A 25,809-nucleotide genomic window follows, 5' to 3' on the forward strand; every position below is an offset into this window, starting at 1 on the left:
CAAAATATAAGGACTTAATTTTAAACTCGTCGGCTATCTTTAAAAATCCGACAAGATTTTTAAAGATAGCCATAGTATCTCATAATTTTAACTTATAGTCAAGATAAAAAAAGAGCTATTGAACATTTAATTATATAAGAGTATACTCTTGCTAACAAAATCTTGTTTACGGAGGAATATGATAAAAATGAGTAAAAAGATAAAAGCTATAGGATTCTTTGTGACAGCTATTTTAGTATTTGCTTTTGCTTGCGAACCGGAGATGCTTTACGGGACTGCAAAGGTAGCTGGCTCGACCCCTGCCGGTACTAATTATGAATATGGATATTCAGTATGTATCGATGTAACCGTTGATGACCAAGGTAAAATCATCAAAGTAAGTGATGACGAGAAAAACACGGAGGCATCTATCGCAGCAGATGTTATAGGAGCCGCAGCAAGCAACAAAGCTTACTGGAAAAAATATTTGTCAGGGAAAGGTTTTGAAAAGTATAAAAACCTTTCCATAGAAGATGTCAAAAAAATGAATGTCGGTTTCCCCGGAGCTCCGGGAGTTGATGCCGTAGGAGGAGCCACAGCAGCTTCCCTTGCGGTAAAAAATGCGGTTTTACAGGCTTTGGTTCTTGATGCTTCACTTAAGGAGCTTGTAAACTACAAAAATCCCGACAATTATAAAAAGGGAGAACAAAAAAAGTTGGAAAAAATCGTTAAAGAAGGAAAAGCTCATCTGGAAACCTTAGAAACCTATGAAGAAATAGAAAAAGCCCTTGCAGAATTAAAACAAAAATTGGATGCATTAAAAACAAAATAATCTCTTAATAAAAAAGCGGCGACAGTGTTTATCAACGCTGCCGCCTTTAATCGCACCATCACACTTCAACGTACTTACCGTCTTCACTTAAATAATAAAAAGCATCATAATCAAATTGACTAAAATAATCTTTATCAAAAGCAAGGCCTTCTTTAAAAATTAATTTTAATGCAGTGCCGCAGCTTGAACTTACAGAGCGCGGCACCGGAACAAGTTTTGCAGTCAATTCTCCTGTCTTAGCATTATCCGTTTTGTTCACGGCCCTCATGCAAACAAGAGAATCATAATGTGTATGAAAGGTAATTAAATACTCTTTCATTATTTTGATACGGCAATTTTCCAGCCGTCATCACTGGGTTCAATCTTTGTTTTAGCCTTTGAATTATCGCAAAAGCGTTTTATATTTTCTTTTGATATTTCGTTATCTACCAACACAACGAAGGCAGAATTTGCTGCAAGAGCTTTTTTGGTTAAAACCACAGGCTCAGGGCAAGCAAGCCCTCGAGCATCTACAATAATATCAGACATAATCTTCTCCTAATAAAAACTTATTTATTTTTCAAAGAATAATAGATACTTACAAAAGCTGTAAGAATCAAACCTACAACAACAGCTATCATTCCGGCACTTGTCGGTCCCTTACCGGAAGAAGCCAGACCGAAGTTATGGGCAAAGGCAGCACCGGCTATAAGCCCTGCAACGGTAATTGCGGAGTCGCTGTTTCCTTCACCCGTCAAGATGAGCTGCCTTAAAGGGCAGCCGCCCAAAAGGACACTTGCCCAGCCGACTAAAACCATTCCGAGGGCATTCCATAAGCCGTCTGTGTGGGCTACGGGCTGACCGGCAAAACCTAAATTGAACTTACCTAAAATTAATGAACCTACTAAAACAGTTACCAAAATAGTAAGGCTTCCCCACAATAGGTGAAAATCTTTAAGCATGATTGCATCTCGAATTCCGCCTACAGTACACATTCTGCTTCTTTGAGCAAAACCGCCTACAACAAGACCTATAGCCAATGCCAAGAAAATCGGAGCCTTCATAGCACCGGGACCTTTTTCGCTAAAAGCAAGAGCTGATGGGAAAGCAACCAAGAGTACAAAGAAAACAATCATAACGATTATAGGAATTACACCTTCCTGCTTTGACTGATTATGAGCCCTGCTAAGAGAAAAGTTTTTATTTAAGAAGAAAATACCGATTACAATTCCGGCAATAAAGCCTACTAAACCTAAAACAGCATTTAAATCACCTGCTCCCAAACGTAAAAACATTCTTAAAGGACAGCCTAAGAAAACCAAGGCTCCGATCATAACAAAGAAACCTAGGGTAAATCGGGTAAATGCAGCTGAACCGCCTCTCGGCTTAAATTCTTTTTTTGCAAAGGCCAATACAAAGGCACCGATAACAAGACCGATTACCTCAGGTCTCATATACTGCACAACTCCTGCATTATGCAATTTTAAAGCACCGGCAATGTCCCGCAAAAAACAAGCAATACAAAAACCCATGTTTCCCGGATTTCCGAACCTAACCAATACGAGGGCCGCAATACCGATCACGGCACCTGTAACAATAACCATGAGATGTTTTTTCATAAACTCTCCTCCATAAAAAAGATTGAGAGATAATGAGTACTTCAAAATAAATTTACAAAAAGGCTATAAAAGACAATTTTAAAGTGATCAAAAAGAAGGAGACGGAAAAAGCAAAATTCGCAAAAAGTCCTTCGTTTTTGTTTCCGTATTATAAGCCGGAAGTAAAATTACTTCGAAGATATACACTCATTTACGCATTTTGATCTCCCATAAAAAGTCAACAAACAAAATCGACTTTCTTAAAAAAAATTAAAATAGATGGCAGATAAAAATTAAACTGCAAGATTCATACGGTTGTATGTTCCTTTCATCTTTTCACAGTCAAAATCTTCTTTATTGCTGAGCATTGCCCATACAATCTCTGCCAACTTCCTCGCAGCGGCTATGATTGACTTTCCGCTGCCCTTATGTGTTTTCATATATTCATAACGCTGCATTAAACGCCAACAGGCAGTATCTTTGCAACGTCTTATACCCATTACCAATTGTACAAAGCTCACTCTTAATTCCTGCGGGCCTCGCTTCGTAATTTTTCCATGCCTAATACTTTCATTAGAATCAGACACCCATGGAACAAGTCCGCAAAAGGCTGCATATTTTTTTGCACTTGCAAACCTTCCCATATCCTCAGTATAGGCTCTTATGGTCCATGCCGTTATCTTTCCACAACCTCGTATACTCAAAAGACGATTTACCATTTGATCATCCTTTGTCAATTCTGTAAGTTGTTTTTCTATTATCTTGACACTTTCTTCCATTTGCCTTATAATTTCAAACATCAGTTGTACTGATTGTGCCTCGAGCACGTTGTCGTTATTCGACTCAAGGACGTCCAGAACTTTCCGGCGTCCTTTTTTACTTTGCAGGCTCCGGCTTTCATCTTTTAGCCCCATGCTTACCAAAAGAGCATGCACTTCATTCTTTTGTCCTACTATCGAGCGAACCAGCCTTTCCCTCGACTTTAAAAGCCGCCTCATATTTTCAGTTTCTTTACTGCAAAGATAGCTTTCAGGCAGCATGTCTTTTGATAGAAACTCTGAAATTGTACAAGCATCATGCTTATCCGTTTTTTTAGCAGATTCGGTTATAACCTTGAACTTCAAAGTATTTATGACTGTAACTTCTGCTCCTGCCTTTTCTACCTCGTGTTTGAAAAAACGGGTGTTCCCTGTTGATTCAACTCCAATTTTTACAACAGCTCCGATTTCTTTGTAAGCTTTTATTCTTGTCATAAAGTCGGCATAACCTTTGTCATCAGTTTTATATTGTCTTATCTGATTTAGGGTTTCAGACCTTTCTTCCGTTCTTACATGAACTGTAAACTGTGTTTTGTGCAAATCCACACCAATAAAAAATGTCATTTCGACCTCCCTCCCTTTGTGTTTCAGCGGAAAGTCTTTTCGGTAATATATTCCAATCTCCCATTCAGTCTTTAACGACTACTGTATGATGCGGCAAAAGCTCTTCATTCTCCCATTCGGAGGTCATTGCCTCCACTAAACATGACGAACTATTGCCTGGTTTCCACTGAACTTCTTTTTAGTTCAGTTTATCACATTACCGTTTGTTTGTTTACTATTTTATCATACCTCCCATAAAACATTAATGTTTATTTAGGCATATTTTAGCAAAAAGAAGATAAAATGTCAACATATTAAAAAAAATTAAGATTTATTATTTAATTTAAAAAGGCTGCAAGAGCCGTACCCAAGGTTACGGCCTCATCGTTTGTTTTAATAACAAAGTAAATTCCTTTTTTTTCGGTCAAGCAGGTGTGTAAACTCTTAAAAATTCTTTCTTTAATCAAAAAACCTTTTAAAAACATTGAGCCGTCAGCACTTATACAGATAGGCTTATCCGGCGATTTACCTTTGCCGGTTTTTATACAGGCGGCAGCAATCACGGCAGCTGAAAGCCTTCCTGCCCTCTCAAAAAAACATTTACAGATGGAATAGATTTTAACATAGTCTTCCGAAACCGAATGAGCTTCGATTATACCGGAAAAAATATTTTTATCGTGATTTTGTTCCTTTAAAAACAAAGAAATTTCTTCAGTTGAAAAATCACAGGAATTTAAAAGCATCTTGTTGACCCGCGGCGAAAAAATTCCTTCGGCAGCACCCGCCCTTAAAGCGATAGAACAAAGCTCTCCAAGATAGCGGCCTGAACACATTCTTTCTAAAAAATACTCGTTTTTTAAATTAGAATTTTCAGATAAGATTTTATCGAATTTACTTTGAGGAATCTTATTACTCTTCCCCGACTCACATACGATTATCTGAGGCCTATCGTAAAATTCGGTAGTTTTGAGTTTTTCAATTTTTCCGTATTCGATATATGCAGAATTTAGACCCGTCCCTAGAACAAAGCCTATGTGAGAGTCAAAACTCTGATCATCGGTTTCAGAAAAAATTCCGGACTGAAGAACTGCGGCCGTATCGTTCACCATTATAATTTTTTTTACTCTTTTCCAACCCTTACGAGATAAGGCTTGCAAAAGCCCCTCATTTATTTTACAGTCGCCGATATATGGCAGCTTTATTTCTTTTGAAAGTTTAATAGCCTGTCCGCCGCCGTCGGGAAAAATCTTTATTGCATAGGAAAAGCAAAAAGAAATCATATCAGACTCATCTTTTAAAGGCTCTAAGTATTCTGCAATGCTGTCAAAAAATTCTTCATTGCTCATTTCCCTGTCAAGAGCAGGCATAGGATGTTTAAAAAAAGAAAGAATTTCGGGCATTCCTTTTTTGTCAAAATAGACAATACCGGCCCTAAAATTGGTTCCTCCGGCATCGATGATTATTACCTTTTTATCCTTAGGGACATCGGTGGGAAGATTTTTCCATAAGGGAATCATATCCATAGAAGAAACAGACTCAGCTTCGCTTTCCAAGCCATTTTTCATATCTTCCAAAAGGATTGAAGCTGCATAGTCAATATCAATTTTATAATCAAAATTATTTCTCTTAAAAAAATCGTCGATCTCTTTCATTTAAATAATTCCCTTAAACCTTTACTGTAAAAATAAAGAACAGACAAGCTTATTTAATCGCCTTCTTTAGAGCTTCCGTCTTGTCGGTTTTTTCCCATGAGAATTCGGGGCGTCCGAAGTGGCCGTAGGCTGCCGTTTCTTTATAGATGGGGCGCTTTAAATCCAGAGTCTTTATGATGCCTGCCGGAGACATGTCAAAAACTTCTTTTATTGCCCTTTCTATTTTTTCTTCAGGAACTTCACCCGTACCGAAAGTATCAACTCTTACGGCAACAGGAAACGGAACACCGATTGCATAGGCTAACTGAACTTCGCAGCGGCGTGCAAGGTCTGCGGCTACTACGTTCTTTGCAATGTATCGGGCCATGTAGGCAGCAGAGCGGTCAACCTTTGACGGATCCTTACCCGAAAAAGCGCCTCCTCCATGTCTTCCCATTCCACCGTAGGTGTCTACGATTATTTTTCTTCCGGTAAGACCTGTGTCGCCAAAGGGGCCTCCTATAACAAAGCGGCCTGTAGGATTGATAAAATACTTGGTATCATCGGCCAAAAGCCCGGTCGGTCCCAAAACAGGCTTAATAACCCGATTGATTAGAGTATCTTTTAACTCGTCATATTGAACATCGGGATAATGCTGATGAGAAAGCACAACCGTGTCTATCTTAATAGGTTTAAAGCCCTCATATTTTACGGTAATCTGAGTCTTTGAATCGGGGCGAAGCCAGGGAATAACCTTTTCCTTTCTGAGCTTTGCCGCATACCTCAATACTGAGTGCGAAAACATAATGGGAGCAGGCATCAGTTCCGGGGTTTCCTTGCAGGCAAAACCGAACATCATACCCTGATCTCCGGCCCCCTGCTGGCCCTTATATTCATCAAGCCCCGTACCGTCTACCCCTTGCGAAATGTCGGGGGACTGAGCATGAATCATATTCATAACGGCCATAGAATGGCAATCCAACCCGAAATCGGTATTTGTATAGCCTATTTCTTCGGCTATAGTCCGTGCAATCTCTTGAATATCTACATAGGTGTTGGTGGTTATCTCTCCGCCGACAAGCACCAAAGCGGTAGAGGCAAAGGTTTCACAGGCTACATGGCTTTCAGGGTCATCTTTTAAGCAGGCATCTAAAACAGCATCCGAAATCTGATCGCAGAGCTTATCGGGATGTCCTTCACTTACCGACTCCGATGTAAAATAATTTATATTGTTTTTCATATTAACCTCACTCAAAAATTGTAAGAATACAACAAGTTCATTATATCCATAAAGAGGTATTTTTTCAATAGATGCCTAAGCTCGATTCTACAGCTTTACAATATTTGAATTCTATACTATAATCCTAAAATATGAATAAGAGAACAGATTTTGTGCATATAATTTTTATTTTGACTTTTTTATTCTTTCTTGCTGCATGCGGGGGAAAATCAAAGGAAAATTTTATATCGGGTATATTTGAAGGCAAGGCTGAAAGCCTCATGGGAAACATAAGTGTAAGGGTTCATATAGAAAAAAATGAAATAAAAAATATAGATATTTTGGAATATTCCGATACTCCCGGTTATAGCGATACCGTTTTTGAGTTCTTGCCTAAAAAAATTATAGAATCCAATTCTACCGATGTTGATATAATAGGCGGGGCAACAATCACAAGTAAAGCCCTTTTAGATGCAGTAAATGATGCCCTAAAAAAAGCAGCCTTTTCTGCCGATGAAAAAGAAATGTGAAACCTTTAACCTATTTTGTTTTTTATATTATTATGGAGAAAAAAATGAAAAATATTTTAAAAATAACAGGTCTTTTTACTTTAACAATCTTTGTTCTGTCTGCATGTGCCCCAAAAGCCGATATCTTTATTCAGCAATCCGGTGACGCAGTTATCACGCTCGATATAAAAACCGGAGCAACAGTTGATATGCTTCTTGAAAATACAGCTCAATTTACCGATGCAGAAAAAGCAGAAAGTTCTTCTATCTTCAAAACGGAAGAAATCAAAAAAGCCCTTGAAGATAAAGGAATCAAGGTTTTATCTATGTCAACCGAATCAATCGCAGGTATCAATGCAAAGATAAAAATAATGAGCAAAGACATGAATAATGACAATGCCTTTGTTAAAACCGATATAAAAGCCGGTCTTTTATATTTAAGCATAGGTCCTGAAAATATAAAAGAATTTGTTAATATGCTTTCGGAAGATGATAGAGAATATATAGATCTTTTAATGGCACCTGCAATAACCGGTGAAAATTTAAGTGCTGCAGAATATGAAGACCTGATAAAGCAGGGCTATGGAGAAAAACTGGCGAAAGAACTCAAAAAATCGAAATTTAATATTTCGCTTACATGCCCCCGAAAAATAAACAGCATAACAATAAAACCTTTCGGAAGCGTTTCAAAAAACAGAAACAAGGGAACAGTAGACATTCCTCTTTCCGAATTACTATGTGTGCACGAGCCGATATTTATTGAGGTTAAATTTTAATTTTATTTGGAGGAGTTTATGTATTTTGATTATTATTATCTGGTTTTGGTTGTACCCACCTTACTGCTGTCAATATATGCTCAGTTTAAAGTAAAAGCAACATTTTCAAAGTATTCTCAAATACAAACTATGAGAAAGATATCGGGAAAAGAGGCAGCCTCTCTTTTACTTAGAACAAATTCTATTTTAGGGGTAAGAATTCAAAAAACGGCAGGAAGCTTAAGCGACCACTATGACCCGTCTAATAAGGTTTTAAAACTTTCGGAGCCTGTTTATGACCAAACATCTATAGCTGCTGTGGGAGTTGCGGCCCATGAAACCGGACATGCTATTCAGGATAAAGAAAAATACGGCCCCCTTGTTTTACGCAGTACGCTGGTACCGGTTGCAAATATAGGTTCGGCAGCCGGTCCTTACCTCGCCCTTGCAGGCATTATCTTCAAAATGAATTTTCTTTTAAATATAGGTATAATCCTTTTTGCCTGTGCAGTTTTATTCTATCTTGTAACCCTGCCGGTTGAGATCGACGCTTCAAGGAGGGCCTTAAAAATATTGGAACACAATGCCGTTTTAAACCAAGAAGAACTTAAAGGGGTAAAAAAGGTTCTAACGGCAGCAGCTTTGACTTATGTAGCTTCTGCTTTAACGGCTGTCGCCAACCTTGTACGCTTAATCTTAATTTCTCGGGATAGAAAGTAAAAAGCCTTAAACAAAGAATAATTTTTATTATACTTCAAACTCAGGATGCTTTGCGTAAAAGTCTTCAGGGATAATATCCATTAAGATTATGTCGTGCATTTTACGGTTACGGATTAGAGCTCCTCTTCTTGCGCCTATTTTTTTAAAGCCAACCTTTTCGTAAGCCTTAACAGCTCTTTCATTATAAGAATATACATTTAAGATTATGTTATTTAAATTTAGTTTTTGATAGGCATAGTTTATGAGAAGGCACATAGCCTCGGTACCGTATCCCTTTGACCAGTAGGCCTTGTTACCTATAAAGATACCGATCTCGGCTGTTCTATTCATATGATTGATACTCATAAGCCCCATATTTCCTATAAGTTCATCGGTCTCGGAATCTACTATTGCGTAATTATGCTCTTTTGAAATCCTGTCGATTACAATGCGCTCGGCTTCAAGGCCTATAATCGAAGAAGCAAAGTTAAGATATTCAGACACTTCCTGATCATTTGCCCAGACAGCATATTTTTCCGCATCTTCAATCCTCATTGGGGCAAGATAACATTTTTTTCCGATAAGCTTTTTGATGTACATAATTTCTCCAATTTTTTGAATTATATTTGAAAAAAGTAGAGTTGTCAATAGAATTTGTTTTATGCTTACTATTATGTAATACTGTTCTTATAAGTGCTACAAGAAAAACGCACTATTAAAGATTGGCTGATTGACAAATAAACCGCAGAGAGAGTTGAGCTTCCGCACAACTTGGTAAATAGTGCAAAGAAATTTGAGGATGCCGTAGTATTATTATCCTTAAAATTCTCTTGTGCTCTTTGTGTCCGCCGCGGTTTATTTAATTGACATTTGAATTTAGTGTTTGACCTTTGTCTTATTTTATTCCGGAATTTTTAAAATGTTTTCCTAATATTTTGGAGCCTATAAGAACTCCTGCAAAGCCCAAGACAAATGTCGCAATTAGTATGATGACTCCGAGGTATCCTGCGCTTGCTGCAATGCTTTGTTCCACCTGAGCTTCATTCATCTGCATTCTTTCAAAGCAGAATTTTTTATAATGCTCTACAAAGAAGAGAACCGGAATAACGCCTCCTGAAGCACTTCCCAAGCATATAAAGCCGCTTGCAATGGCTATCGTATACTTGTTCTTATACTTTGAGGTATTGGCTGCTATGTCGCCCAGCAAGGCTCCGATAAACATACCTATCAACCATGGAAGATATCCCATTCCCAAAATCAAAACAATCATAATGAGCAAGAGCTGGCTGATCGTAAAGACACCGAATTTGGGAACCTTGATAGCCAAAAACAAATAAATTGTTCCGACGACAAGCCCGGTGATAGCAGGCGAAAAGGCATGTAAAAAGGGATTTATTGCCGCAGTAACAAAACCTATGACCATAAAGACCGCAATATAAACTACGGTCATTATTCCGATAAAAACAAAATCCTTTGTTTTAAATTTGTTTGACTTTTCCATAAAGTCCTCCATAATTTATAAATATGTGGAAAAAATACTTTCCAGTTTTTTATCGTTTTTTTCAAGCCTCGAATCTAAGGCTATTTTTTTATCCTTTAAAAGAATTAACCTGTTGCATATCTTAGAGATAAATTCAAAATCATGGGTTATTATAAGCACTGCCGAAGTCTCGGCTATCTCTTCGATAAGTTCTCCCACCCTGACCATATTTCCGTAATCCAAGCCGCTTGTCGGTTCATCGAGAATTGTAAGCGGGCAGCCTCTAACATAGGTGGCCGCTATTATAAGCCTTTGTTTTTGTCCCATCGAAAGAGAAAAGGGATGCTCATCTTTATAATCGTAAAGGTTGAGCTTCTTTAAGGCTTTTTCTATTTTTCCATTTACATTTTCAAGCTGTTTGTTTCCTATCAAAAGCTCGGAAAAAACATCTGCACCAAAAAGCTGATATTCAACATCTTGAAGAACAAAATTTGTGCGGCTCACTCTTTCCTTTTCGTTCAAAATTTTGTCACCGAATTTAATGCTTCCGGCAGATTGGCGGTAAATACCCGATATGATTTTTGCGAGAGTTGTTTTTCCCGCTCCGTTTTTTCCGGTAAGGGCGGCAATGTCGTTTTTGTAAAGGTCTAAATTAACCGAGTTTAAAATTTCGGTTCCGTCTTTAAACGAAAACGAAATATCCGAAAGGCTGCATATTTTTTCGGCTTCCGTATCGGAGTTAAATTTATTATGTACAGGGCCGATGGGTTCTGCACCATTTTCATTTGTAAAAAGATGTAAACTTCTTAAACCTTTAGAATTTAACTCCGTATTTGTAAGGGCTAAAAATTCTTCACGAGTGTATTCGTTTTGTATACTTCCTTCATTTATATAGATAACTCTGTCAAAAAGATCCTTTAGATAATGAAGGCGGTGCTCCGCTATGATTATAGTAAAGCCTCTTTGTTTTAAAATTTTTAAAATATCGACCAAAATGAGGATAGAGTTAAAATCCAGATTGGACGAGGGTTCATCAAGGACTATAATCTTAGGTCTCAAGGTTAAAATCGAGGCAATAGCTATTTTTTGGTTTTGTCCGTTCGAGAGGCTCTCAAGTTTTTCGGTTAAAAGATTTTCGATATGTAAAATGGAACAAACTTCGGCAATCCTTTCTATAATTTCATCGCGGGAAATTCCGTAGTTTTCGCAAGGAAAGCTGAGTTCCGAAATTACGTCATCGGTAAAAAACTGACTCTTAGGAGACTGAAAAACCGAGCCTATATCTTTTGAAATTTCATCTATGCTGAAATTCGAAATATCTTTTTCATTGATAAAAACGGAACCTGAAAATTCTCCTTCGTAAAACCGAGGAATAAGGCCGTTGATGCATTTTGTCAGCGTAGATTTTCCGCAGCCGCTTATGCCCGTAACAAGTAAGAATTCTCCTTTTTTGATATTAAGAGAAGTCTTTTTTAAATTTGCTCTTCCGTCTTTTGAGGATTCATATATAAAAGAAACATCTTTTAATTCTACTACCGTATTCATTTTATCGTCCTTTAAAAGAGCCTCATAAATACGGAATCGAAGTCGAATATGATTGCGGCACCGACAACAAAAATGGATGATAGGGCAAAGACATAATCGATTATTCCGAATTTGATTTTAAAAAGCTCTGCTGAAGTTTTTGGGGATTCGGCTCCTTTTACGAGGGCTGCAGCAGTCATGTCGTCTGCAAGCGAGGTTGCTCTAAAAAGAACCGGAACGAGGGCGTACTCCAGACTTTGAATCGGATGAAAAAAGATATTTTTTGTTCCTATTTCGATTCCTCTCATTTTCATGCTGTTTGTGATTATGGTCATCTCTTTTTTTATGGTAGGCAAAAAACGTACTGCAACCGTAAAGCCGAGCATTATTCCCTTTGGGAGCTTCATTTTGTTTAGAGAGCTTACGAGACTTTTTGTATCCACCTTGTTAAAAATTACCATTGCCGCCATAAGGAAGGGTAAAAATTTTTGCACACCCATGGCAATAAGAGAAACGGAGTTAATCAAAAACTGTATGGGAAGGCCGGACAAGGCTTTTATCCCAAAAGGAAGAGCGAGCGCTAAAAAGAATATGAAGATATATTTTACTGCCTTTTTGTACATCTTAAAAAGGCATACAATGCCCAAAGACACCAAAAAAATAAAAATATTTGCAGAAATAGATGAAGAAACCGTAGTTATGAGTGAAAGCATAATGTTCAAAAACACTATTGTTCTCGGATCCAAGATAGTCCGTTTTTTTGAAGTGTAGACTCTTATCTGCTCTGCCAGAGCTGTAAACTCGTTTGATTTTTCGGTATAAAAGATTACGCCTTTTATCTCCGAATTTAAGCATACCGTATTGTTAGACATGGGCTACATATTAACCGAAAATTACAACTTTGTCAATATATTTTTTCACTCAGGGTAACCGCACCATAAATAAAAAATAATCAATAAGAATAAATAACCAGATATTAATGGTTGGGTGGTATATATGGAAATAAAAGCAGCTTATTATATTAATATTTTTAAACTCTTCAGAATAAATTTAAAATTACAGGGCTTTATTTCTTTTTAATAAGAGAAAAATATATAGGACCTGAACCCTCTGCCAGATCAGGAAGAAAGCGGTATCCGTACTTAGTTTTTTCAGGCACTATTGGAACAAAAGAATCTTGAGGGATAAGTACGGTTTCTACTTTATCCTTATATTTTGATAGCAATCTTTCTATTAAATTATCGTTTTCAGCATCGGAGAGAGCACATGTAGAGTAAACCAAAAAGCCTGCAGGCTTTAAAAGTAAAAACGCCGCAGATAAAAGAGCCCATTGTCTTTGTACAAGATTTTTTATACGGGCCTCAGTCCACTGTTTTAAATACTTTTCATTTTGGAGAACATGCCTTTCAGAAGAACAAGGCGCATCCAGCAAAATCCTTTCATAAACCTCGTGACAATAACGGGGCATACGGGCTGCATCATAAGAAGAAACTTTTATGCGGTTCCGGTCTTTTTCTTGCACATGTTCATCCAAAACCCTTATAAGCCGATTCCGTCTTTCGGCAGAAATCTCATTAGCCTGTATCTCTCCTCCCATTTTGTTTAAGAGCACAAGAGTTTTACCGCCTGGAGCGGCGCACATATCAAGACAGCAGCCATCCTCAAGCGAAGGAAGAGCCATAGCGGCCTGAACACTCGCATAGTCCAGATAATAAGTTTTTGTTAAATTTTTATCATAAGCAACAGCCTTGCTTTCTTTTAATAAAGAAGCCTTAAGAATAGGCCACCTCTCTCCAAACATTGAAGAATAGTAAATTTCAAAGCCATCAGGCCCGCTCAATTTTTCTTTTTTCATATCTCAAAACCATTGTACATAAAAAAACAATACTGTCCACATATAGGGCTAGAAATATTTTTAAGAAAGGTTTTTAGCCTTCAAGCAGGCTTCGATGCAGGCTGTCCATAGCGGATCGGGAGACGGGGGAAGGGCTGAAATTTCTATTTGCTTTTTTGTTTCAGGATGTTCGAATTTTAGGGAATGGGCGTGGAGCCTGATCCCGCCGGATTTTTCGGTACGCTCAAAACCGTATTTGATGTCTCCCTTTATAGGTATCCCCAAATGAGAAAGCTGAATACGGATTTGATGGGTGCGGCCTGTTTCGGGGAAAATGCGTAAAAAATTATAGTTATCGCCAATCCCTGAAAGCTGCCAATAAAGAGATGCTTTTTTTCCTCTTTGTTTTGATTCCGTTACAAAGCCCTTTTGTATTTTTGTATTGAATTCAAGATAATTTTCACAGAATTCTTTTTTATAAAGAACTGGAGCGGTGCGGTTTATTCCTGGATCGGCCGCCGAGTTTAATTCTTCTATTTTTTTACAGATTGCCCAATATTCTTTTTCTACCTTTTTTTCTTTAAAAAGATTATTTAGCTTTGTGTGCATTGCAGGAGAAAAAGCTATGAGAACTAAACCGCTTACAGGCTTATCCAATCGGTTGACTGCCTCGGCATATTTTTTTTCGCTAAAGGTCTTTTTAAAAAAGACTTGAGAATTGTCCCCGCAGTTTTTTAAAACTACCGCAAAAAAATTGTCCTCAAATAAAATTCTTACTTCATTGTGCATTTTAAAATCAATCGCCTATTATAATTTTTTAATTTCTTCTTTCTTTGAAACAAGAGCATACCCTGCACTGCATTGAAAAAGAGCCCTCGATGTGCAAAAAGTATACATCCTATAAACTGATTATATCATAGAATAGGGTATTTTTCAATTATCCATATCAACGTTGCTCTACCGCTATGTATGATTGTGCAAAATAATTTGATATTAAAGATAAAAAAGCCGGTTTATACCTTTGAAAACCCGTTAATCTATGCTATAATACAACCAGTGAGGAAACACATATGGGTACTTCAAACAGAAAATATAAAGACTCTGTCTTCGTTGATCTTTTCAGTGAAGATGAAAAAGCTAAAGAGAATTTTTTATCGCTATATAATGCTTTGCATAATACCAAGCTTACAGATATGGATCAGTTAAAAAACATCCGACTTGATCAGGTTTTGTATATGTCATTTTATAATGATGTGTCTTATCTCGTTGACAATAAAATCATAGTGCTTGCAGAACATCAATCAACCATAAATCCCAACATGCCCTTACGCTGTCTTGAATATGTCAGCCGCCTGTATGAGACTATCTTTGAATCAAAGGAAAAATATAATCGTAAACTTCTACACATTCCAAGACCTGAGTTTTATGTTTTCTATAATGGAGAAGAGACCTTTCCCTGTGATAAAACATTAAAACTATCGGATGCTTTTATAGAAAAGACAGAAGATACTTCTCTTGAATTGATAGTTAAGGTAATAAACATTAATCATCAAAACCGCCATCCTTTATTAGAAAACTGTCAGACAATGCAAGAATACAGTATATTTGTAGAAACGGTAAGAAAATGGAAAGAGATAGAGCCTCAAACCGGCTTTCAAAAAGCGATTGAAGAATGTATAACAAACAATATTTTGCGAGACTACCTAAAACGCAAAACTAAGGAGGTATTAAATATGTTACTAGCCGAATATGATTATGAAACCGATATAGCCGTACAACGAGCAGAAGAACGGGAAATAGCCTTTGCCGAAGGCATTGAACAAGGTATTGAACAGGGTATTGAACAAGGTATTGAACAGGGTATTAAGCGAGGCTTTTCCGATGGAGTAATAAAAACAGCTTTAGCTTTTAAGAAAATGGGTATACCGATAGCAAAAATTGCTGAGGGTACAGGGCTTACTCAAGCGGAAATAGAAAAATTATAAATATGTTAGTAGCAGAATATGATTATGATACAGACATCGCAGTACAGAGAGCTGAAGAAAGACAAATAGCTTTTGCCGAAGGAATTGAAAAAGGGATTGAACAGGGTATTAAGCGAGGCTTTTCTGATGGAACATACCAAACCAAACTTGAAACGGCTAAGGCTTTTAAGCAGTTTGGTTTTGATATTGATAAAATAGCTGAAGGAACAGGCCTTTCCGTTGAAGAAATAAAGGCTCTATAAAAATCAACTTTTTGCAAATAGGCGGAGCAGATGCAAGGAGTTAGGCAAAAAAGTACCGCAGGTCTGTTGAACAGCGTACATCCGTGTACGCTGTTCAACGACAAGTTTTTCTGACGAAAAAACTTGCTGTAGCTTGGAACCACTGCCATCCATGGCAGTTCTGATACACCGAGGATTTTCAGAAGCGGCATGGATGTCGCCGGTTACATCAGAAGCGCAGTAATTGCCCGCATATTTTCAAAAAACCGCACAAATCAACTAACCGCGGGATTTATTTTGGGTTTGTAATAAAGCGAGAAGTTGACTTTGTTGTTTTTGTATGGAACCATGATAATTAGGATTTGGATTTCCATTTATTATTTGTGCTTCACCTTTAAATATTTTCTTAAGTCTATTATATATTTCCTCTGAACCCTTATATTCTTTAGGCATATTTTCTTGTGGAACTAATGAATCTAATTGTTCAGGAGTTGCATTTTTTAAAATACTATCTTTTATTTCACCATATATTTCTAAACTATATGTTATATTTGGAGTATTGTATGGTAAATCAGTGAAGTCATATTCAGGATTATTATTAAATTCTTCTTTTGGAAAAGTTACATTTTTTAATATTAAATTACCATTTATTGTAGTTTGAGCCATTGTTTGTGGTAAGGTTGTATTTTCAAATATAACATTTGCAGTACCTGAAGTCCCTATATATTGCAATTTTGATAAATTACATTTTTTAAATATTATATTTCCAGCTGTAGAATTTCTTTCAAAATGTAGTAATTGTAAGTTTTTTTCACTTACAGTGGTAGTATCTATATTTTCTAAAATTAAATTTTGTATTCTTGTTGATCTGGTATCTTTTTTTAATACATCATCTCTCACTATACTAGTTCTTTTACGAAATTCCAATAATTGTTCCATAGGTAAAGGTTCTATATTATTTTCTCCACCATCGTATTCAGTAACATTTGGTCCTGGACACTTAAACTCCTTTACATTTAAAAATTTTATACCATTATTAATTTCTTCAATTTTATTTGATCCTATAAGAAGTGGCAGTAAATTTTTTACATTACCTTTTACATACATGTCACCGATAACAAGAGCATCTTTCAACTTTTCATTTTTAATTAGTGTTAATAAATCTGCACTGTCAATATATGGAGTATAAGTATGACCTGAACCGTTAAGATTTTTTTCTTGCAAATCCCTTAATAAAATTTGAATATTATTCGCTTTATCATTTTTTACAGTTATATTTGTATCTTTTAATATATTTAGTTTTCCATTTGTTGTTACTTCTTTATAAAATTCATTTACATCAAAATAATCTGTTAAAGTGCTTTTAAATGCTACAGGAACATTTATATCACCATCTTTAAAATTCAAAACCGCTTTATTAAGTGCATTAAGTTTAGTTTCTTTTAAAAATTTTGGAGTAATAGGAGTAGATATATATTCCCATTCAATATTTTCGGCATTTCGCGTTTTATTAAAAGTATTTATTTTTAAGTTTGCTGAATCAAAATCGGGCTCTGTTTTTTCTTTTAAATTATAAGCAATATATTTTGCTATTTCCGTTGTTTCTTCATTAGTACATTCCATAATATCTTCTAATGAAATATCGCCGCTGATAGTTTTTATGTTTGCATTTTCATCAAGTGTAATGTTTTGTTTGGTGCTGTCTGCATTTTCGATATTTAAAACACTTAATGCCTTTGCAGCTTTTTTTAATGCATCTTTACTTATTTTGTAAGCGGTGAAGTCCTTATTTTCCTTTTTAAACGATTTTATGGTAAGAGCATCTGTGTTTATTATTACGTTATTAGTGCTTTTTTCTGCTAGTTCTTCAACTTTATCTAATGTTATATCTCCGCTTGCCTTAATTATATTACCGCCCTCATCTTTAGTAACATAGATAACCGAATTTCCAATAGTTATTTGTTCTGCCGGCTGGCTTGCTTCCTCTTCCACTACAGCTGAAACTGCCGTATTTTTTTCGATTTTTACCTTTTTCGTAATGGTACTATCTGTAACATCCGAATATGTTATACCGTTTATAATAAGCTCTTTAACCTTATGGCCTGTGTTTGCGGAAAGCGTAAAGGTCAGCTCGCTGCCCTTATCAACCTTTCCGTCGGCAGGAAGAGAGGGGCTTACTTCAATTTTGCCGTTTTCGGGCCGGGTTACTGTAATTTTATATTTTGTTACTGAACCCGGGGGGGGGGGACGATGGACGGCTTTTCGGTTTTTTTAGCCGTGTCAACATTTTGATTGCAGCCCGATAAAAATACGGCAATTAAAACAGCCGTAAACAAAAAAAACTTTTTCCTCATAAACTAATCCTCCAAATTTTGTGGTAAGTAAATCTAAAACCTGTTTTTTACTACATATTTACTATTTTAACCGCTTTTTTATAAATTGTCTAGTGTAAAAAATCGGATTATTTACGGCTCTTGACAATATCGCTAAAAAGATAAATAATATCTCAGTCTTAAAGTCCACTTAATCTTTAAGAATTTTAAACATTTTATTAGGGGGAAACTATGTCGAATATCCATGATATGGAGTTTTTACAAAAAAAAGTTCAAGAATTAAAAGAGCAGGGCTTATATAAAGAGCTTGTTACGCTTGAAGGGCCGAGCGATGCCGAATGTATTATTAACGGAAAAAAGGTTATTAACCTTTCATCCAACAACTATTTAGGCTTTGCAAATCATCCGAGGCTTAAAAAGGCGGCTATTGAGGCTATCGAAAAATACGGAGCCGGAGCCGGAGCCGTACGCCCCATCATCGGTAATATGAAGATACATGATGACTTGGAAAAACTTTTAGCCGAATTTAAAAGAGAGGAGGCCGTTTTAGCTTTCCAGTCAGGTTTTAACTGTAATGCGGGCGTTATTCAGGCTCTTACGGATAAGGGTGACCTAATCATTTCGGATCAGCTGAACCATGCTTCAATCATCGACGGTACCCGCCTTTCAAAGGCCGATAAGGCAGTCTTCCAGCACTCCGATATGGCCGACCTTGAAAGAGTTTTAAAAGGAAAAAGAAATAACTACAACAACGTTTTAATTATAAGCGACGGCGTTTTCTCAATGGATGGAGATATTGCTAAGCTCCCCGAAATCGTTGCCCTTGCAGAAAAATATAATTGTCTTACATATGTTGACGATGCTCACTCAAGCGGTGTTTTAGGAGAAAGCGGACGCGGAACAGTAGACCACTTTAAGCTTCACGGCCGAGTTGATGTTGCAATGGGAACCCTTTCAAAGGCTATCGGTGTTGTAGGCGGTTATGTTGCAGGAAAAAAAGTAACTATCGACTGGCTTAAAAACAGGGGCCGCCCCTTCTTGTTCTCAACAGGTCTTCCTCCCGCAGCCGTAGGAGCCGCTATTGAAGCCGTTAAGATGCTCATGGAATCAACGGAATATACGGACAAGCTTTGGGCAAACGCAAAGCACTTTAAAGAGGGCTTAGGAAAGCTCGGCTACAATATCGGTCACAGCGAAACGCCGATTACTCCGATTATTATCGGAGATGAAGCCAAGACCTTAGAATTCTCGAAAAAGCTTTTTGAAAACGGCTTATTCTCAGGCCCCATCGTATTCCCCACAGTTCCCAAGGGAACAGGCCGAGTCCGATGTATGGTTACCGCAGGCCACACTACAGAGCAGCTTGACAGAGCTGTAAAAATCTGTGAAAAAGTCGGCAAAGAAATGGGAATCATTTAGTTCTATTTTTTAAGATAAAAAGCACCGATTTGAAAATATCAAACCGGTGCTTTCTTTGAATTTTGTAGATAAGGAAGGTGATTTATGGTAGACGCGAATAACAGTGAAGAAAAATATAAGCGCCCCTCATGGGACGAATATTTTATGGATGTTTGCCGGGCTATTGCAAAGAGGGCAACCTGCGACCGCGGAAGATCAGGCTGTGTTATTGCACGCGATCACCAGATTCTTGTTACCGGCTATGTAGGAGCTCCTACCGGCCTTCCTCACTGCGATGATGTAGGACACCAATTTAAAAAACTTCAACATGAGGATGGCTCAATTACCCAGCACTGCGTGCGAACCGTCCATGCGGAACAAAACGCCATCTGTCAGGCAGCAAAGCGGGGCATAAGTATTGACGGAGCAACTCTTTACTGCAAGATGACTCCCTGCCGAACCTGCGCTATGCTCATCATAAACTGCGGGATTGTAAGAGTTGTAGCAGAAAAACGCTATCATGATTCGGCCGACACAATCGAAATGTTTAAAAAAGCCGGTATAATCCTAGAGCATATTTCCGACTCTTTAGAAGAATACAAGGGACAGTAAAAAGAATAAAATCTTTTATACATCAAGGAGGTATGATAAACAGCTCGGCAGGAATTCTGCCTCACTGTTTATCTTCGAGTTTGCCTCTCGGCAAACATCGTATTATTATGGAAGGTGTTTTTTATACTAACACAGTTCTTAGGCTTATTTTTTTCCTTGGAGTAAAATTGCAAAGGGATTGTACTTTGTACCGTCATCATCTTTGCGGGAACGGGGTTCACCTACCTTTCTATCGCCTCGATGTGCAGGAGACCTTTCCCCCCTTGCAGCGGGACTTCTTTCTCCTCTTTCGGAAAGAGCCTTGCCGCCCTGTACAGCCGGAGATCCGGCAGCGGTTTTAACCGTAAGCGTTTTGCCGTCCTTGGTTTTGACTACAAGTTTTTTAACCTCAGACTTTTGCTTTGCGGTAAGGCGAGCTGCACCTTCTCCCGTTTTTCGGCTTAAAGAAATTCGTCGGCGGTCTTCGTCAAGTGAAATGATTTTACACTCTACAATGTCGCCGACCTTTACGGCCTCAAGCGGATCCGAAATAAAAGAATCGCTCATCTCCGAGATATGTAAAAGAGCCGTTTCCTTAATTCCCAAATCGACAAAGGCACCGAAATCGACTACATTTTTAATTTTTCCCTTTACCGTCATCCCGACTTTTAAGTCTTCAAATTGAAGAACACCTTGCTGCATTATGGGCTTAGGGCAATCTTCACGCGGATCACGGTTAGGCTTTTTTAATTCTTCGATAATATCGTTTATAGTCTGGTCTCCGATATTGTACTTGGTTTTTATTTCACTTCGAAGCTCACCCGAAACCTCTTCATTTTTATGAATTACATCATAGATGATTTTTCCGGTTTCGTAGTTTTCGGGATGAACCCAAGAATTGTCCAAGGGGTTCGAGCTTTCGGGGATTTTTAAAAAGCCTGCACACTGCTCAAAGGATTTAGGCCCCATTCCGCTCACATTTTTTAATTGTTCCCTGTCGGTAAAAATCCCTTCGGCTTCACGGCGGGCAACAATTTTTTTTGCAAGAGATGAGCTTACACCCGAAACATATTTTAACAAAGAGGCACTTGCAGTGTTTAAGTTTACGCCTACATTATTTACTACGGAGCCTACAACAGCATCAAGCTCTTCGCTTAATTTTTTTTGGTTTAGGTCATGCTGGTATAAGCCGACGCCTATGGACTTAGGATCAATCTTTACAAGCTCTGCAAGAGGGTCCTGCAACCTTCTTCCGATAGAAATAGCCCCTCTTATCGTTAAATCCAAATCGGGAAATTCTTCACGGGCGACATCGCCTGCAGAATAAACTGAAGCTCCGTCTTCATCGACTACCGTAAACAATACATCGGGACAAGATTCTTTGATAACGGCGGAAACTATTTCCTGCACCTCGTGGGAGCCCGTGCCGTTACCTACAGCGATGAGCTGAACATTGTATTTTTTAACGGCTTCCAGTACCAAATACTTAGCCTCATCAGTCTTATGCTGATAAATCACAAAGGAGCCCAGATATTTTCCTGTTTCATCGAGAGCGGCACATTTAGTTCCCGTTCTTATACCGGGGTCAACTCCTAAAACCCTTGTACCCTTGATGGGTTGGGTCATCAAAAGATGCTTTAAGTTTTCGCTGAAAATATTTATACCGTGCTCGTCAGCCGTGTCGGCAAGGTCGCTTCGGATTTCTCTCAAAACGGCAGGAGCGAGCAAGCGCACAAGCCCGTCGGCTATTGCTTCTTTATGGTAATCGTTATTTAGGGTGTACTTATTTTGTAAAAGAGAAATTGCATCTTCGATGCTTACATCTATTTTTACTTCCAAAACCCCTTCCCTTTCTCCGCGGTTAATCGCAAGCACGCGGTGGGGTTTTATTTCGTTTAAGTTTTCGGAATAATCCCAGTACATCTGATAAACGGAAGTCTTTGCAGCCTCTTCATCACCGAGTCCCTTAACTTCAAACTTTCCGGTTTTTATAAAATAATCATGAACGGCTTTGCGGTTTTCGGTATCTTGAGAAATTTCTTCGGCAATTATGTCGGCAGCACCTTGGAGGGCGTCTTCGGCCGTGGGAACATTTAGCTCTTCCGTTTCGGCATCGGTTACAATAAATTCTTTAGCCTTTTCTTCAAGGGGAGCGGCTTCAAGCTCTTTCATCAAATCGGCTAAAGCCTGCAAGCCTCTTTCAACGGCAAGCATACCGCGGGTTTTCTTTTTCTTTTTAAAGGGAAGCCAAATATCTTCAAGCTCGGTAAGAGTTCCGGCCTTCATTATATTTTCATAAAGAGAGTCGGTCAACTTTCCGGCAGCAAAAATACCCCGTACTATTTCGAGGCGGCGGGTTTCCAAATTTGTATAAGATTTAAATAGGCGGTCTGAATCCCTGACTTGAACTTCATCAAGAGAACCGTGCATTTCTTTTCGATAACGGGAAATAAAGGGGATGGTGCATCCCTCATTGACCAAACTTATAACTGCAGAAACTTGAGCAACATTTATATTCAGCTCTTCTGCAATTCTCTTCATAATATCTACCTCGTTTACACTGAGGCCTTCGATAAATTCATTTGTAAATTCCATAATAAAATGAGTATATACCATAAAAATAAGAAAATCAAGGGCTTAAAACAAGAGTAGAATTCGGCACCTATTTTACTTCACCGCTATCTACAGAAAAAACCTTATCTTCTTTTTTTGCTTGGACCTTGATATCTCCTATCGGGTTCCATTGAACCGTAAATGTTATTGTAGGAACAAGTTCATAATATTTTCTTGACGCAGCCGTACGGAGCACAGGCTTTACCGAATAAGAAAATTTCATTAACCAATCTTTTAAGTAATGGGTTAAATCAAAATTGAGAGATTTTAATTTAAAGCCCGACTGTTTTCTTGCTGCCTCATCCCAAAAATAAAATGAATAAGCCAAATCTGTAAACACATTTTTTTCTCCCGGAATTACAATAGGCAGATTGAGAGAATCTTGAAAGTAGCGGGCAATAACATCATTCCGGCTATTTGAGCTAAAACTTATATCCAAAAATTCATGTATCTTAAAAGTGAGTTTAGGCGAAAAAGAAAACGACGAATCGGTTGCTCTTATTAAGTTAAGATTAAGAGAGGAATTAAACGAAAACTCTATTTTTACCCTGTTTTTCCAAGCATAAAATACAAAAGGTTTTGAGGAATTTGAAATATTTAGATCCAAAGAACGGGCCATAAATTTTTTGGTACTCTCCGGCTGCCATCCTACACCGGCAATAAGTTTATAGGGTGTATCGTAACTCATTGCATAAACCAGCGATATATATTTCCAATAAAAAGAAACAGCATACTTATCGCTTTTTTTATCTTCGATACTGTAAGAATAAGATTGGCTTAACGAAATATCATATGGAAGAGAAAAACTGAGATCAGCCTTAAAAGGATCCCAAGCCCATTTTTTAAGCTGTTTCTCTTTTTCCAAAAGTCTTGTAGATATACTAAGTTTTCCGTAAGGAAATGCAAAACTTCCCAAGAACGAATAAGACTGCAAAAGCGGACTTAAATTTACGGAGGAGCTAAATAATTGGGTATAGCCTTTTAAATTTATACCAAATCCTGCAGAAGCCGCATGAGTTATAATATAATCCTTATCCCATTTAGCAATTACGTTTTCCCATTCTGGTTTTATAAGAGTTCCCTTAAATTTATTTTGAAAAAGAATCTCTGACATTGACCACTCAAAAAAAGTAGGCTTAAATAAATCATTGAAAATAAAAGGATTCAATTTTAGGCTATTGGTATTTTTTACGGTATAAATATTTAATTTATAGTTATTCAGCTGAACCTTATCATGCTCGGTTTTATCTTTATACCATGGGTGACTTTGATAATTACCGTTTAATTCAAAAGAATTAGATAAATTTAAAAAACCTCTATTATAAGAAAAATTGCTGTCAAATTTTGCCTGTCCGCTTAATTTATAAAAGTTAGAATAAAAAGCCTTCCAGTCAATATCAAAAGGTTTTTTCCATTCTTCATGATTAAAAGTTACATCCTCAAAAAAAGAGCCGTTTAATTTATATGTTAAATCATAATCTATAATATTTGAAACATCATAAGTTTTTACAGGATCTATTTTAAATAGGGGAAAAAGCTCTTGCGAGAATAACTGCGAAGACTCTTTTTCTTCAATGGGCTTGGTATCTTCTTCAAATGGATTGTTTATACCGGCTAAATCTTTTTTTTGAGGCTTATCTTTTTTTCGAGATGAAATTCTTGTAGAAAAAATTGTTCCCCCAATACCGGCTTTTAATTCTGGAAGTATATTTTTAGGGTAGTAAAACAATCTATCCGGAGAATATAAAGAGTCTTTACCTATAAGGTCTTCATTTTTTTTTGCTTCAAAATTAACTTTACCTGAAAAAGCTTCAAGAGCCATATAGTTTACCCAAGGCTGCAACAATGAAAAACTAGGGTTTATTGAGCTGTCTATCTTCCATGAGTAAAAATTTTCACTTGAAGTATTATCTTCAGCAGCCATTTTATCTTTATTTAAAAAGTATTTAAACCAATTCATGTCTTCACTTCTTCCCATAAAATCTTTTTTAAAAAAAGGATCTGAGATAAAAGGAAAAGAAATGGAAACATTAAATGGACTTTTTGTCATACTCATATTAAAATTGAAACCATACCTAAAAGGAACCATTTTTCCAAAAAGATTTGCCTTATTATAAATTCTGCCGTTGTCGCCATATTGAGTATAAATGCTGCCATCTGCCGGATAAAGATTATAAGAAAAGCCCAGCATCGCATTAAAATCAATTTGTTTTACATATCCTTTTTTAGGAATAATTTTTCCGTCGATACCTGCTAAATATCCAAGCCCAGAATAAGCATCCGCTATCAATTTTAAATACGAACCTCCGGTGTCGGAAGCCGGTTCATCTAGCTTTTTAAAAAACAAGCCTTCAAGTTTTTGTTTTTTTTCAGTATCGCTTTGCATAAAATTAGAAAACGAAGTCGCCTCATCGCTTTTAGGAGCAGGCTTACGCCCCAGAATATAGGTAGTAGTTTGTACAAAAGCACCTTCCCTATTTTTAAACCCGAAGACAGGGTGAAAAAGCATCTCATCAGCCGGATAATAAAAAAAGGGAAAGTACATGATAGGTACAACTCCGACCGACAAAAAACCGTTAAAAAAAGCCATTTCGTTTCCGGGTAAAATCCAAAGGCGGCTTGCCCTAATCGACCAGAGCGGGTATTCTTCCTTACTTGTAGTAAGCATGGCATCCTTAAAGGCTATCGCACCGCTTTCATTTCTTCCTGCAAGTCCTGTGTGAATTCTAAAAGGGTCTTGGCTTTTTTTTGCCGGAGCTTGTTCGATAATTCCATCAACAAAGACGCCTTCAAGTTTTTTTATATTAAAGATTAGATAATCACCTTTAAAACTTTCCCCATCTGATGATCCGATTTTACGGGTATACACAACATTACCTATCGCAGTCAATGTTTCCCGTGTTTTATTATGGATTATTTTGTCGGCAGAAATTGAAGATGTGGAATTTCCGTCTGAAACTGAAATTGAAACAAGGCCGGTAAAAATAATAAGCTCATCTTTTTTTTCCTTTTCAGATTTCGTATCATCTTCTTTTAAAGAGTCTTCGTCCTTACCTTCATCAGAGTCAGATTTGGATTTATCGCTTTCAGGTTTAGAAGCCTTATCAATCTGTTCGGTTATAGGAGCCGACGGAACCTTTACATATTCTGTAAGCTCTGCGGAGTCGATCGTAACCTTTATTGTTTTTTCAGGATTTTCATCAGCCTGTAAAACATTTACCGAAAAGAGAAATACAAAAAAGATTAACCCCTGCAAAGCTTTTTTCAT

General features: G+C 37.3%; 23 protein-coding genes and 1 pseudogene. 8 read left to right on the plus strand and 16 right to left on the minus strand.

All coding sequences use genetic code 11. The features are described 5' to 3' along the window. The first annotated feature begins 187 nt into the window (after nt 1-187). Nucleotides 188-811 carry an FMN-binding protein gene (locus tag E4N78_RS10220; protein WP_255810446.1) on the plus strand — a complete coding sequence of 208 codons (624 nt, stop codon included), beginning with the start codon at nt 188-190 and terminating at the stop codon, nt 809-811. Nucleotides 812-869: 58 nt separating this feature from the next. Here the strand turns inward: E4N78_RS10220 and E4N78_RS10225 are convergent, their stop codons facing one another. From E4N78_RS10225 to metK, 6 genes are all read right to left on the minus strand, one after another. After that, a complete protein-coding gene (locus tag E4N78_RS10225) occupies nt 870-1,130 on the minus strand; it encodes a putative Se/S carrier protein (protein ID WP_002675925.1) in 261 nt (86 codons plus the stop codon). Continuing rightward, entirely contained in the window at nt 1,130-1,339 is a 210-nt protein-coding gene (locus E4N78_RS10230; protein ID WP_255810447.1) for a sulfurtransferase TusA family protein, read from the minus strand. The genes E4N78_RS10225 and E4N78_RS10230 overlap by 1 nt, the downstream gene beginning before the upstream one ends. Before the next feature lie 20 nt (nt 1,340-1,359). Further along, the gene (gene yedE / locus E4N78_RS10235; protein WP_255810448.1) at nt 1,360-2,409 is read right to left on the minus strand and encodes a YedE family putative selenium transporter; all 1,050 of its coding nucleotides are present in this window, start codon (nt 2,407-2,409) and stop codon (nt 1,360-1,362) included. 272 nt (nt 2,410-2,681) lie between these two features. Further along, nucleotides 2,682-3,770 carry an IS110 family RNA-guided transposase gene (locus E4N78_RS10240; protein ID WP_255810449.1) on the minus strand — a complete coding sequence of 363 codons (1,089 nt, stop codon included), beginning with the start codon at nt 3,768-3,770 and terminating at the stop codon, nt 2,682-2,684. A 317-nt stretch (nt 3,771-4,087) separates the two neighbouring features. Next, the gene (locus tag E4N78_RS10245; protein WP_255810450.1) at nt 4,088-5,401 is read right to left on the minus strand and encodes a hexokinase family protein; all 1,314 of its coding nucleotides are present in this window, start codon (nt 5,399-5,401) and stop codon (nt 4,088-4,090) included. Between the two features lie 49 nt (nt 5,402-5,450). Further along, the gene (gene metK, locus E4N78_RS10250; RefSeq protein ID WP_255810451.1) at nt 5,451-6,620 is read right to left on the minus strand and encodes a methionine adenosyltransferase; all 1,170 of its coding nucleotides are present in this window, start codon (nt 6,618-6,620) and stop codon (nt 5,451-5,453) included. A 131-nt stretch (nt 6,621-6,751) separates the two neighbouring features. Between metK and E4N78_RS10255 the strand changes: the two genes are divergently transcribed. From E4N78_RS10255 to E4N78_RS10265, 3 genes are read left to right on the plus strand one after another with little or no spacing between them, the layout of a single operon-like run. Continuing rightward, the gene (locus E4N78_RS10255; protein WP_255810452.1) at nt 6,752-7,129 is read left to right on the plus strand and encodes an FMN-binding protein; all 378 of its coding nucleotides are present in this window, start codon (nt 6,752-6,754) and stop codon (nt 7,127-7,129) included. Nucleotides 7,130-7,173: 44 nt separating this feature from the next. Further along, entirely contained in the window at nt 7,174-7,884 is a 711-nt protein-coding gene (locus tag E4N78_RS10260) for a hypothetical protein (protein WP_255810453.1), read from the plus strand. 18 nt (nt 7,885-7,902) lie between these two features. Continuing rightward, nucleotides 7,903-8,583, plus strand: coding sequence for a zinc metallopeptidase (locus E4N78_RS10265; protein ID WP_255810454.1), 681 nt, complete (start codon nt 7,903-7,905; stop codon nt 8,581-8,583). 27 nt (nt 8,584-8,610) lie between these two features. On the opposite strand, the gene E4N78_RS10270 is transcribed toward E4N78_RS10265, so the two are convergent. From E4N78_RS10270 to E4N78_RS10295, 6 genes are all read right to left on the minus strand, one after another. Then, the gene (locus E4N78_RS10270) at nt 8,611-9,162 is read right to left on the minus strand and encodes a GNAT family N-acetyltransferase (protein WP_255810455.1); all 552 of its coding nucleotides are present in this window, start codon (nt 9,160-9,162) and stop codon (nt 8,611-8,613) included. A gap of 295 nt (nt 9,163-9,457) precedes the next feature. Then, the gene (locus E4N78_RS10275) at nt 9,458-10,063 is read right to left on the minus strand and encodes an MptD family putative ECF transporter S component (RefSeq protein WP_002668121.1); all 606 of its coding nucleotides are present in this window, start codon (nt 10,061-10,063) and stop codon (nt 9,458-9,460) included. A 15-nt stretch (nt 10,064-10,078) separates the two neighbouring features. After that, a complete protein-coding gene (locus tag E4N78_RS10280; RefSeq protein ID WP_255810456.1) occupies nt 10,079-11,587 on the minus strand; it encodes an ABC transporter ATP-binding protein in 1,509 nt (502 codons plus the stop codon). A gap of 11 nt (nt 11,588-11,598) precedes the next feature. Next, nucleotides 11,599-12,438, minus strand: a complete 840-nt coding sequence (locus E4N78_RS10285; RefSeq protein ID WP_255810457.1) for an energy-coupling factor transporter transmembrane component T — start codon at nt 12,436-12,438, stop codon at nt 11,599-11,601. Nucleotides 12,439-12,632: 194 nt separating this feature from the next. Next, entirely contained in the window at nt 12,633-13,421 is a 789-nt protein-coding gene (locus tag E4N78_RS10290; protein WP_255810459.1) for a class I SAM-dependent methyltransferase, read from the minus strand. A gap of 60 nt (nt 13,422-13,481) precedes the next feature. Further along, nucleotides 13,482-14,189, minus strand: a complete 708-nt coding sequence (locus E4N78_RS10295) for an RluA family pseudouridine synthase (protein WP_255810461.1) — start codon at nt 14,187-14,189, stop codon at nt 13,482-13,484. Nucleotides 14,190-14,470: 281 nt separating this feature from the next. On the opposite strand from E4N78_RS10295, the gene E4N78_RS10300 reads away from it, so the two are divergent. Then, a complete protein-coding gene (locus E4N78_RS10300) occupies nt 14,471-15,385 on the plus strand; it encodes an Rpn family recombination-promoting nuclease/putative transposase (RefSeq protein ID WP_255810463.1) in 915 nt (304 codons plus the stop codon). Then, nucleotides 15,382-15,627, plus strand: a pseudogene (locus E4N78_RS10305) (hypothetical protein); the annotation flags it as partial. The gene E4N78_RS10300 and the pseudogene E4N78_RS10305, both read left to right, overlap by 4 nt. A 258-nt stretch (nt 15,628-15,885) precedes the next feature. On the opposite strand, the gene E4N78_RS10310 reads toward E4N78_RS10305, so the two are convergent. Continuing rightward, nucleotides 15,886-17,598 carry a hypothetical protein gene (locus E4N78_RS10310; RefSeq protein ID WP_255810465.1) on the minus strand — a complete coding sequence of 571 codons (1,713 nt, stop codon included), beginning with the start codon at nt 17,596-17,598 and terminating at the stop codon, nt 15,886-15,888. A gap of 233 nt (nt 17,599-17,831) precedes the next feature. Then, the gene (locus E4N78_RS10315) at nt 17,832-17,960 is read right to left on the minus strand and encodes a hypothetical protein (RefSeq protein ID WP_255810466.1); all 129 of its coding nucleotides are present in this window, start codon (nt 17,958-17,960) and stop codon (nt 17,832-17,834) included. 210 nt (nt 17,961-18,170) lie between these two features. Between E4N78_RS10315 and E4N78_RS10320 the strand changes: the two genes are divergently transcribed. Together E4N78_RS10320 and E4N78_RS10325 are read left to right on the plus strand one after the other, a co-directional pair. Then, nucleotides 18,171-19,358: a glycine C-acetyltransferase gene (locus E4N78_RS10320; RefSeq protein WP_255810467.1), complete on the plus strand. Its 1,188-nt coding sequence runs from the start codon at nt 18,171-18,173 to the stop codon at nt 19,356-19,358. A gap of 84 nt (nt 19,359-19,442) precedes the next feature. Beyond that, nucleotides 19,443-19,949, plus strand: a complete 507-nt coding sequence (locus tag E4N78_RS10325; protein WP_255810468.1) for a deoxycytidylate deaminase — start codon at nt 19,443-19,445, stop codon at nt 19,947-19,949. Between the two features lie 144 nt (nt 19,950-20,093). On the opposite strand, the gene E4N78_RS10330 is transcribed toward E4N78_RS10325, so the two are convergent. Together E4N78_RS10330 and E4N78_RS10335 are read right to left on the minus strand one after the other, a co-directional pair. Further along, nucleotides 20,094-22,544, minus strand: coding sequence for a helix-hairpin-helix domain-containing protein (locus E4N78_RS10330; protein ID WP_255810469.1), 2,451 nt, complete (start codon nt 22,542-22,544; stop codon nt 20,094-20,096). A gap of 46 nt (nt 22,545-22,590) precedes the next feature. After that, the gene (locus E4N78_RS10335) at nt 22,591-25,809 is read right to left on the minus strand and encodes an LPS-assembly protein LptD (RefSeq protein ID WP_255810470.1); all 3,219 of its coding nucleotides are present in this window, start codon (nt 25,807-25,809) and stop codon (nt 22,591-22,593) included.

This window comes from Treponema denticola (genome assembly GCF_024400535.1).
Taxonomy (GTDB): domain Bacteria; phylum Spirochaetota; class Spirochaetia; order Treponematales; family Treponemataceae; genus Treponema_B; species Treponema_B denticola_C.

Bases quoted from the DNA above. Each gene is read 5' to 3' on its own strand.
- E4N78_RS10330 (WP_255810469.1), bottom strand. From the start codon at position 22,544: ATGGTATATACTCATTTTATTATGGAATTTACAAATGAATTTATCGAA.
- E4N78_RS10230 (WP_255810447.1), bottom strand. From the start codon at position 1,339: ATGTCTGATATTATTGTAGATGCTCGAGGGCTTGCTTGCCCTGAGCCT.
- E4N78_RS10320 (WP_255810467.1), top strand. From the start codon at position 18,171: ATGTCGAATATCCATGATATGGAGTTTTTACAAAAAAAAGTTCAAGAA.
- E4N78_RS10265 (WP_255810454.1), top strand. From the start codon at position 7,903: ATGTATTTTGATTATTATTATCTGGTTTTGGTTGTACCCACCTTACTG.
- E4N78_RS10225 (WP_002675925.1), bottom strand. From the start codon at position 1,130: ATGAAAGAGTATTTAATTACCTTTCATACACATTATGATTCTCTTGTT.
- E4N78_RS10280 (WP_255810456.1), bottom strand. From the start codon at position 11,587: ATGAATACGGTAGTAGAATTAAAAGATGTTTCTTTTATATATGAATCC.
- E4N78_RS10300 (WP_255810463.1), top strand. From the start codon at position 14,471: ATGGGTACTTCAAACAGAAAATATAAAGACTCTGTCTTCGTTGATCTT.
- E4N78_RS10255 (WP_255810452.1), top strand. From the start codon at position 6,752: ATGAATAAGAGAACAGATTTTGTGCATATAATTTTTATTTTGACTTTT.
- E4N78_RS10220 (WP_255810446.1), top strand. From the start codon at position 188: ATGAGTAAAAAGATAAAAGCTATAGGATTCTTTGTGACAGCTATTTTA.
- yedE (WP_255810448.1), bottom strand. From the start codon at position 2,409: ATGAAAAAACATCTCATGGTTATTGTTACAGGTGCCGTGATCGGTATT.
- E4N78_RS10260 (WP_255810453.1), top strand. From the start codon at position 7,174: ATGAAAAATATTTTAAAAATAACAGGTCTTTTTACTTTAACAATCTTT.
- E4N78_RS10295 (WP_255810461.1), bottom strand. From the start codon at position 14,189: ATGCACAATGAAGTAAGAATTTTATTTGAGGACAATTTTTTTGCGGTA.
- E4N78_RS10335 (WP_255810470.1), bottom strand. From the start codon at position 25,809: ATGAAAAAAGCTTTGCAGGGGTTAATCTTTTTTGTATTTCTCTTTTCG.
- E4N78_RS10285 (WP_255810457.1), bottom strand. From the start codon at position 12,438: ATGTCTAACAATACGGTATGCTTAAATTCGGAGATAAAAGGCGTAATC.
- E4N78_RS10270 (WP_255810455.1), bottom strand. From the start codon at position 9,162: ATGTACATCAAAAAGCTTATCGGAAAAAAATGTTATCTTGCCCCAATG.
- E4N78_RS10275 (WP_002668121.1), bottom strand. From the start codon at position 10,063: ATGGAAAAGTCAAACAAATTTAAAACAAAGGATTTTGTTTTTATCGGA.
- E4N78_RS10290 (WP_255810459.1), bottom strand. From the start codon at position 13,421: ATGAAAAAAGAAAAATTGAGCGGGCCTGATGGCTTTGAAATTTACTAT.
- metK (WP_255810451.1), bottom strand. From the start codon at position 6,620: ATGAAAAACAATATAAATTATTTTACATCGGAGTCGGTAAGTGAAGGA.
- E4N78_RS10315 (WP_255810466.1), bottom strand. From the start codon at position 17,960: ATGAGGAAAAAGTTTTTTTTGTTTACGGCTGTTTTAATTGCCGTATTT.
- E4N78_RS10245 (WP_255810450.1), bottom strand. From the start codon at position 5,401: ATGAAAGAGATCGACGATTTTTTTAAGAGAAATAATTTTGATTATAAA.
- E4N78_RS10325 (WP_255810468.1), top strand. From the start codon at position 19,443: ATGGTAGACGCGAATAACAGTGAAGAAAAATATAAGCGCCCCTCATGG.
- E4N78_RS10240 (WP_255810449.1), bottom strand. From the start codon at position 3,770: ATGACATTTTTTATTGGTGTGGATTTGCACAAAACACAGTTTACAGTT.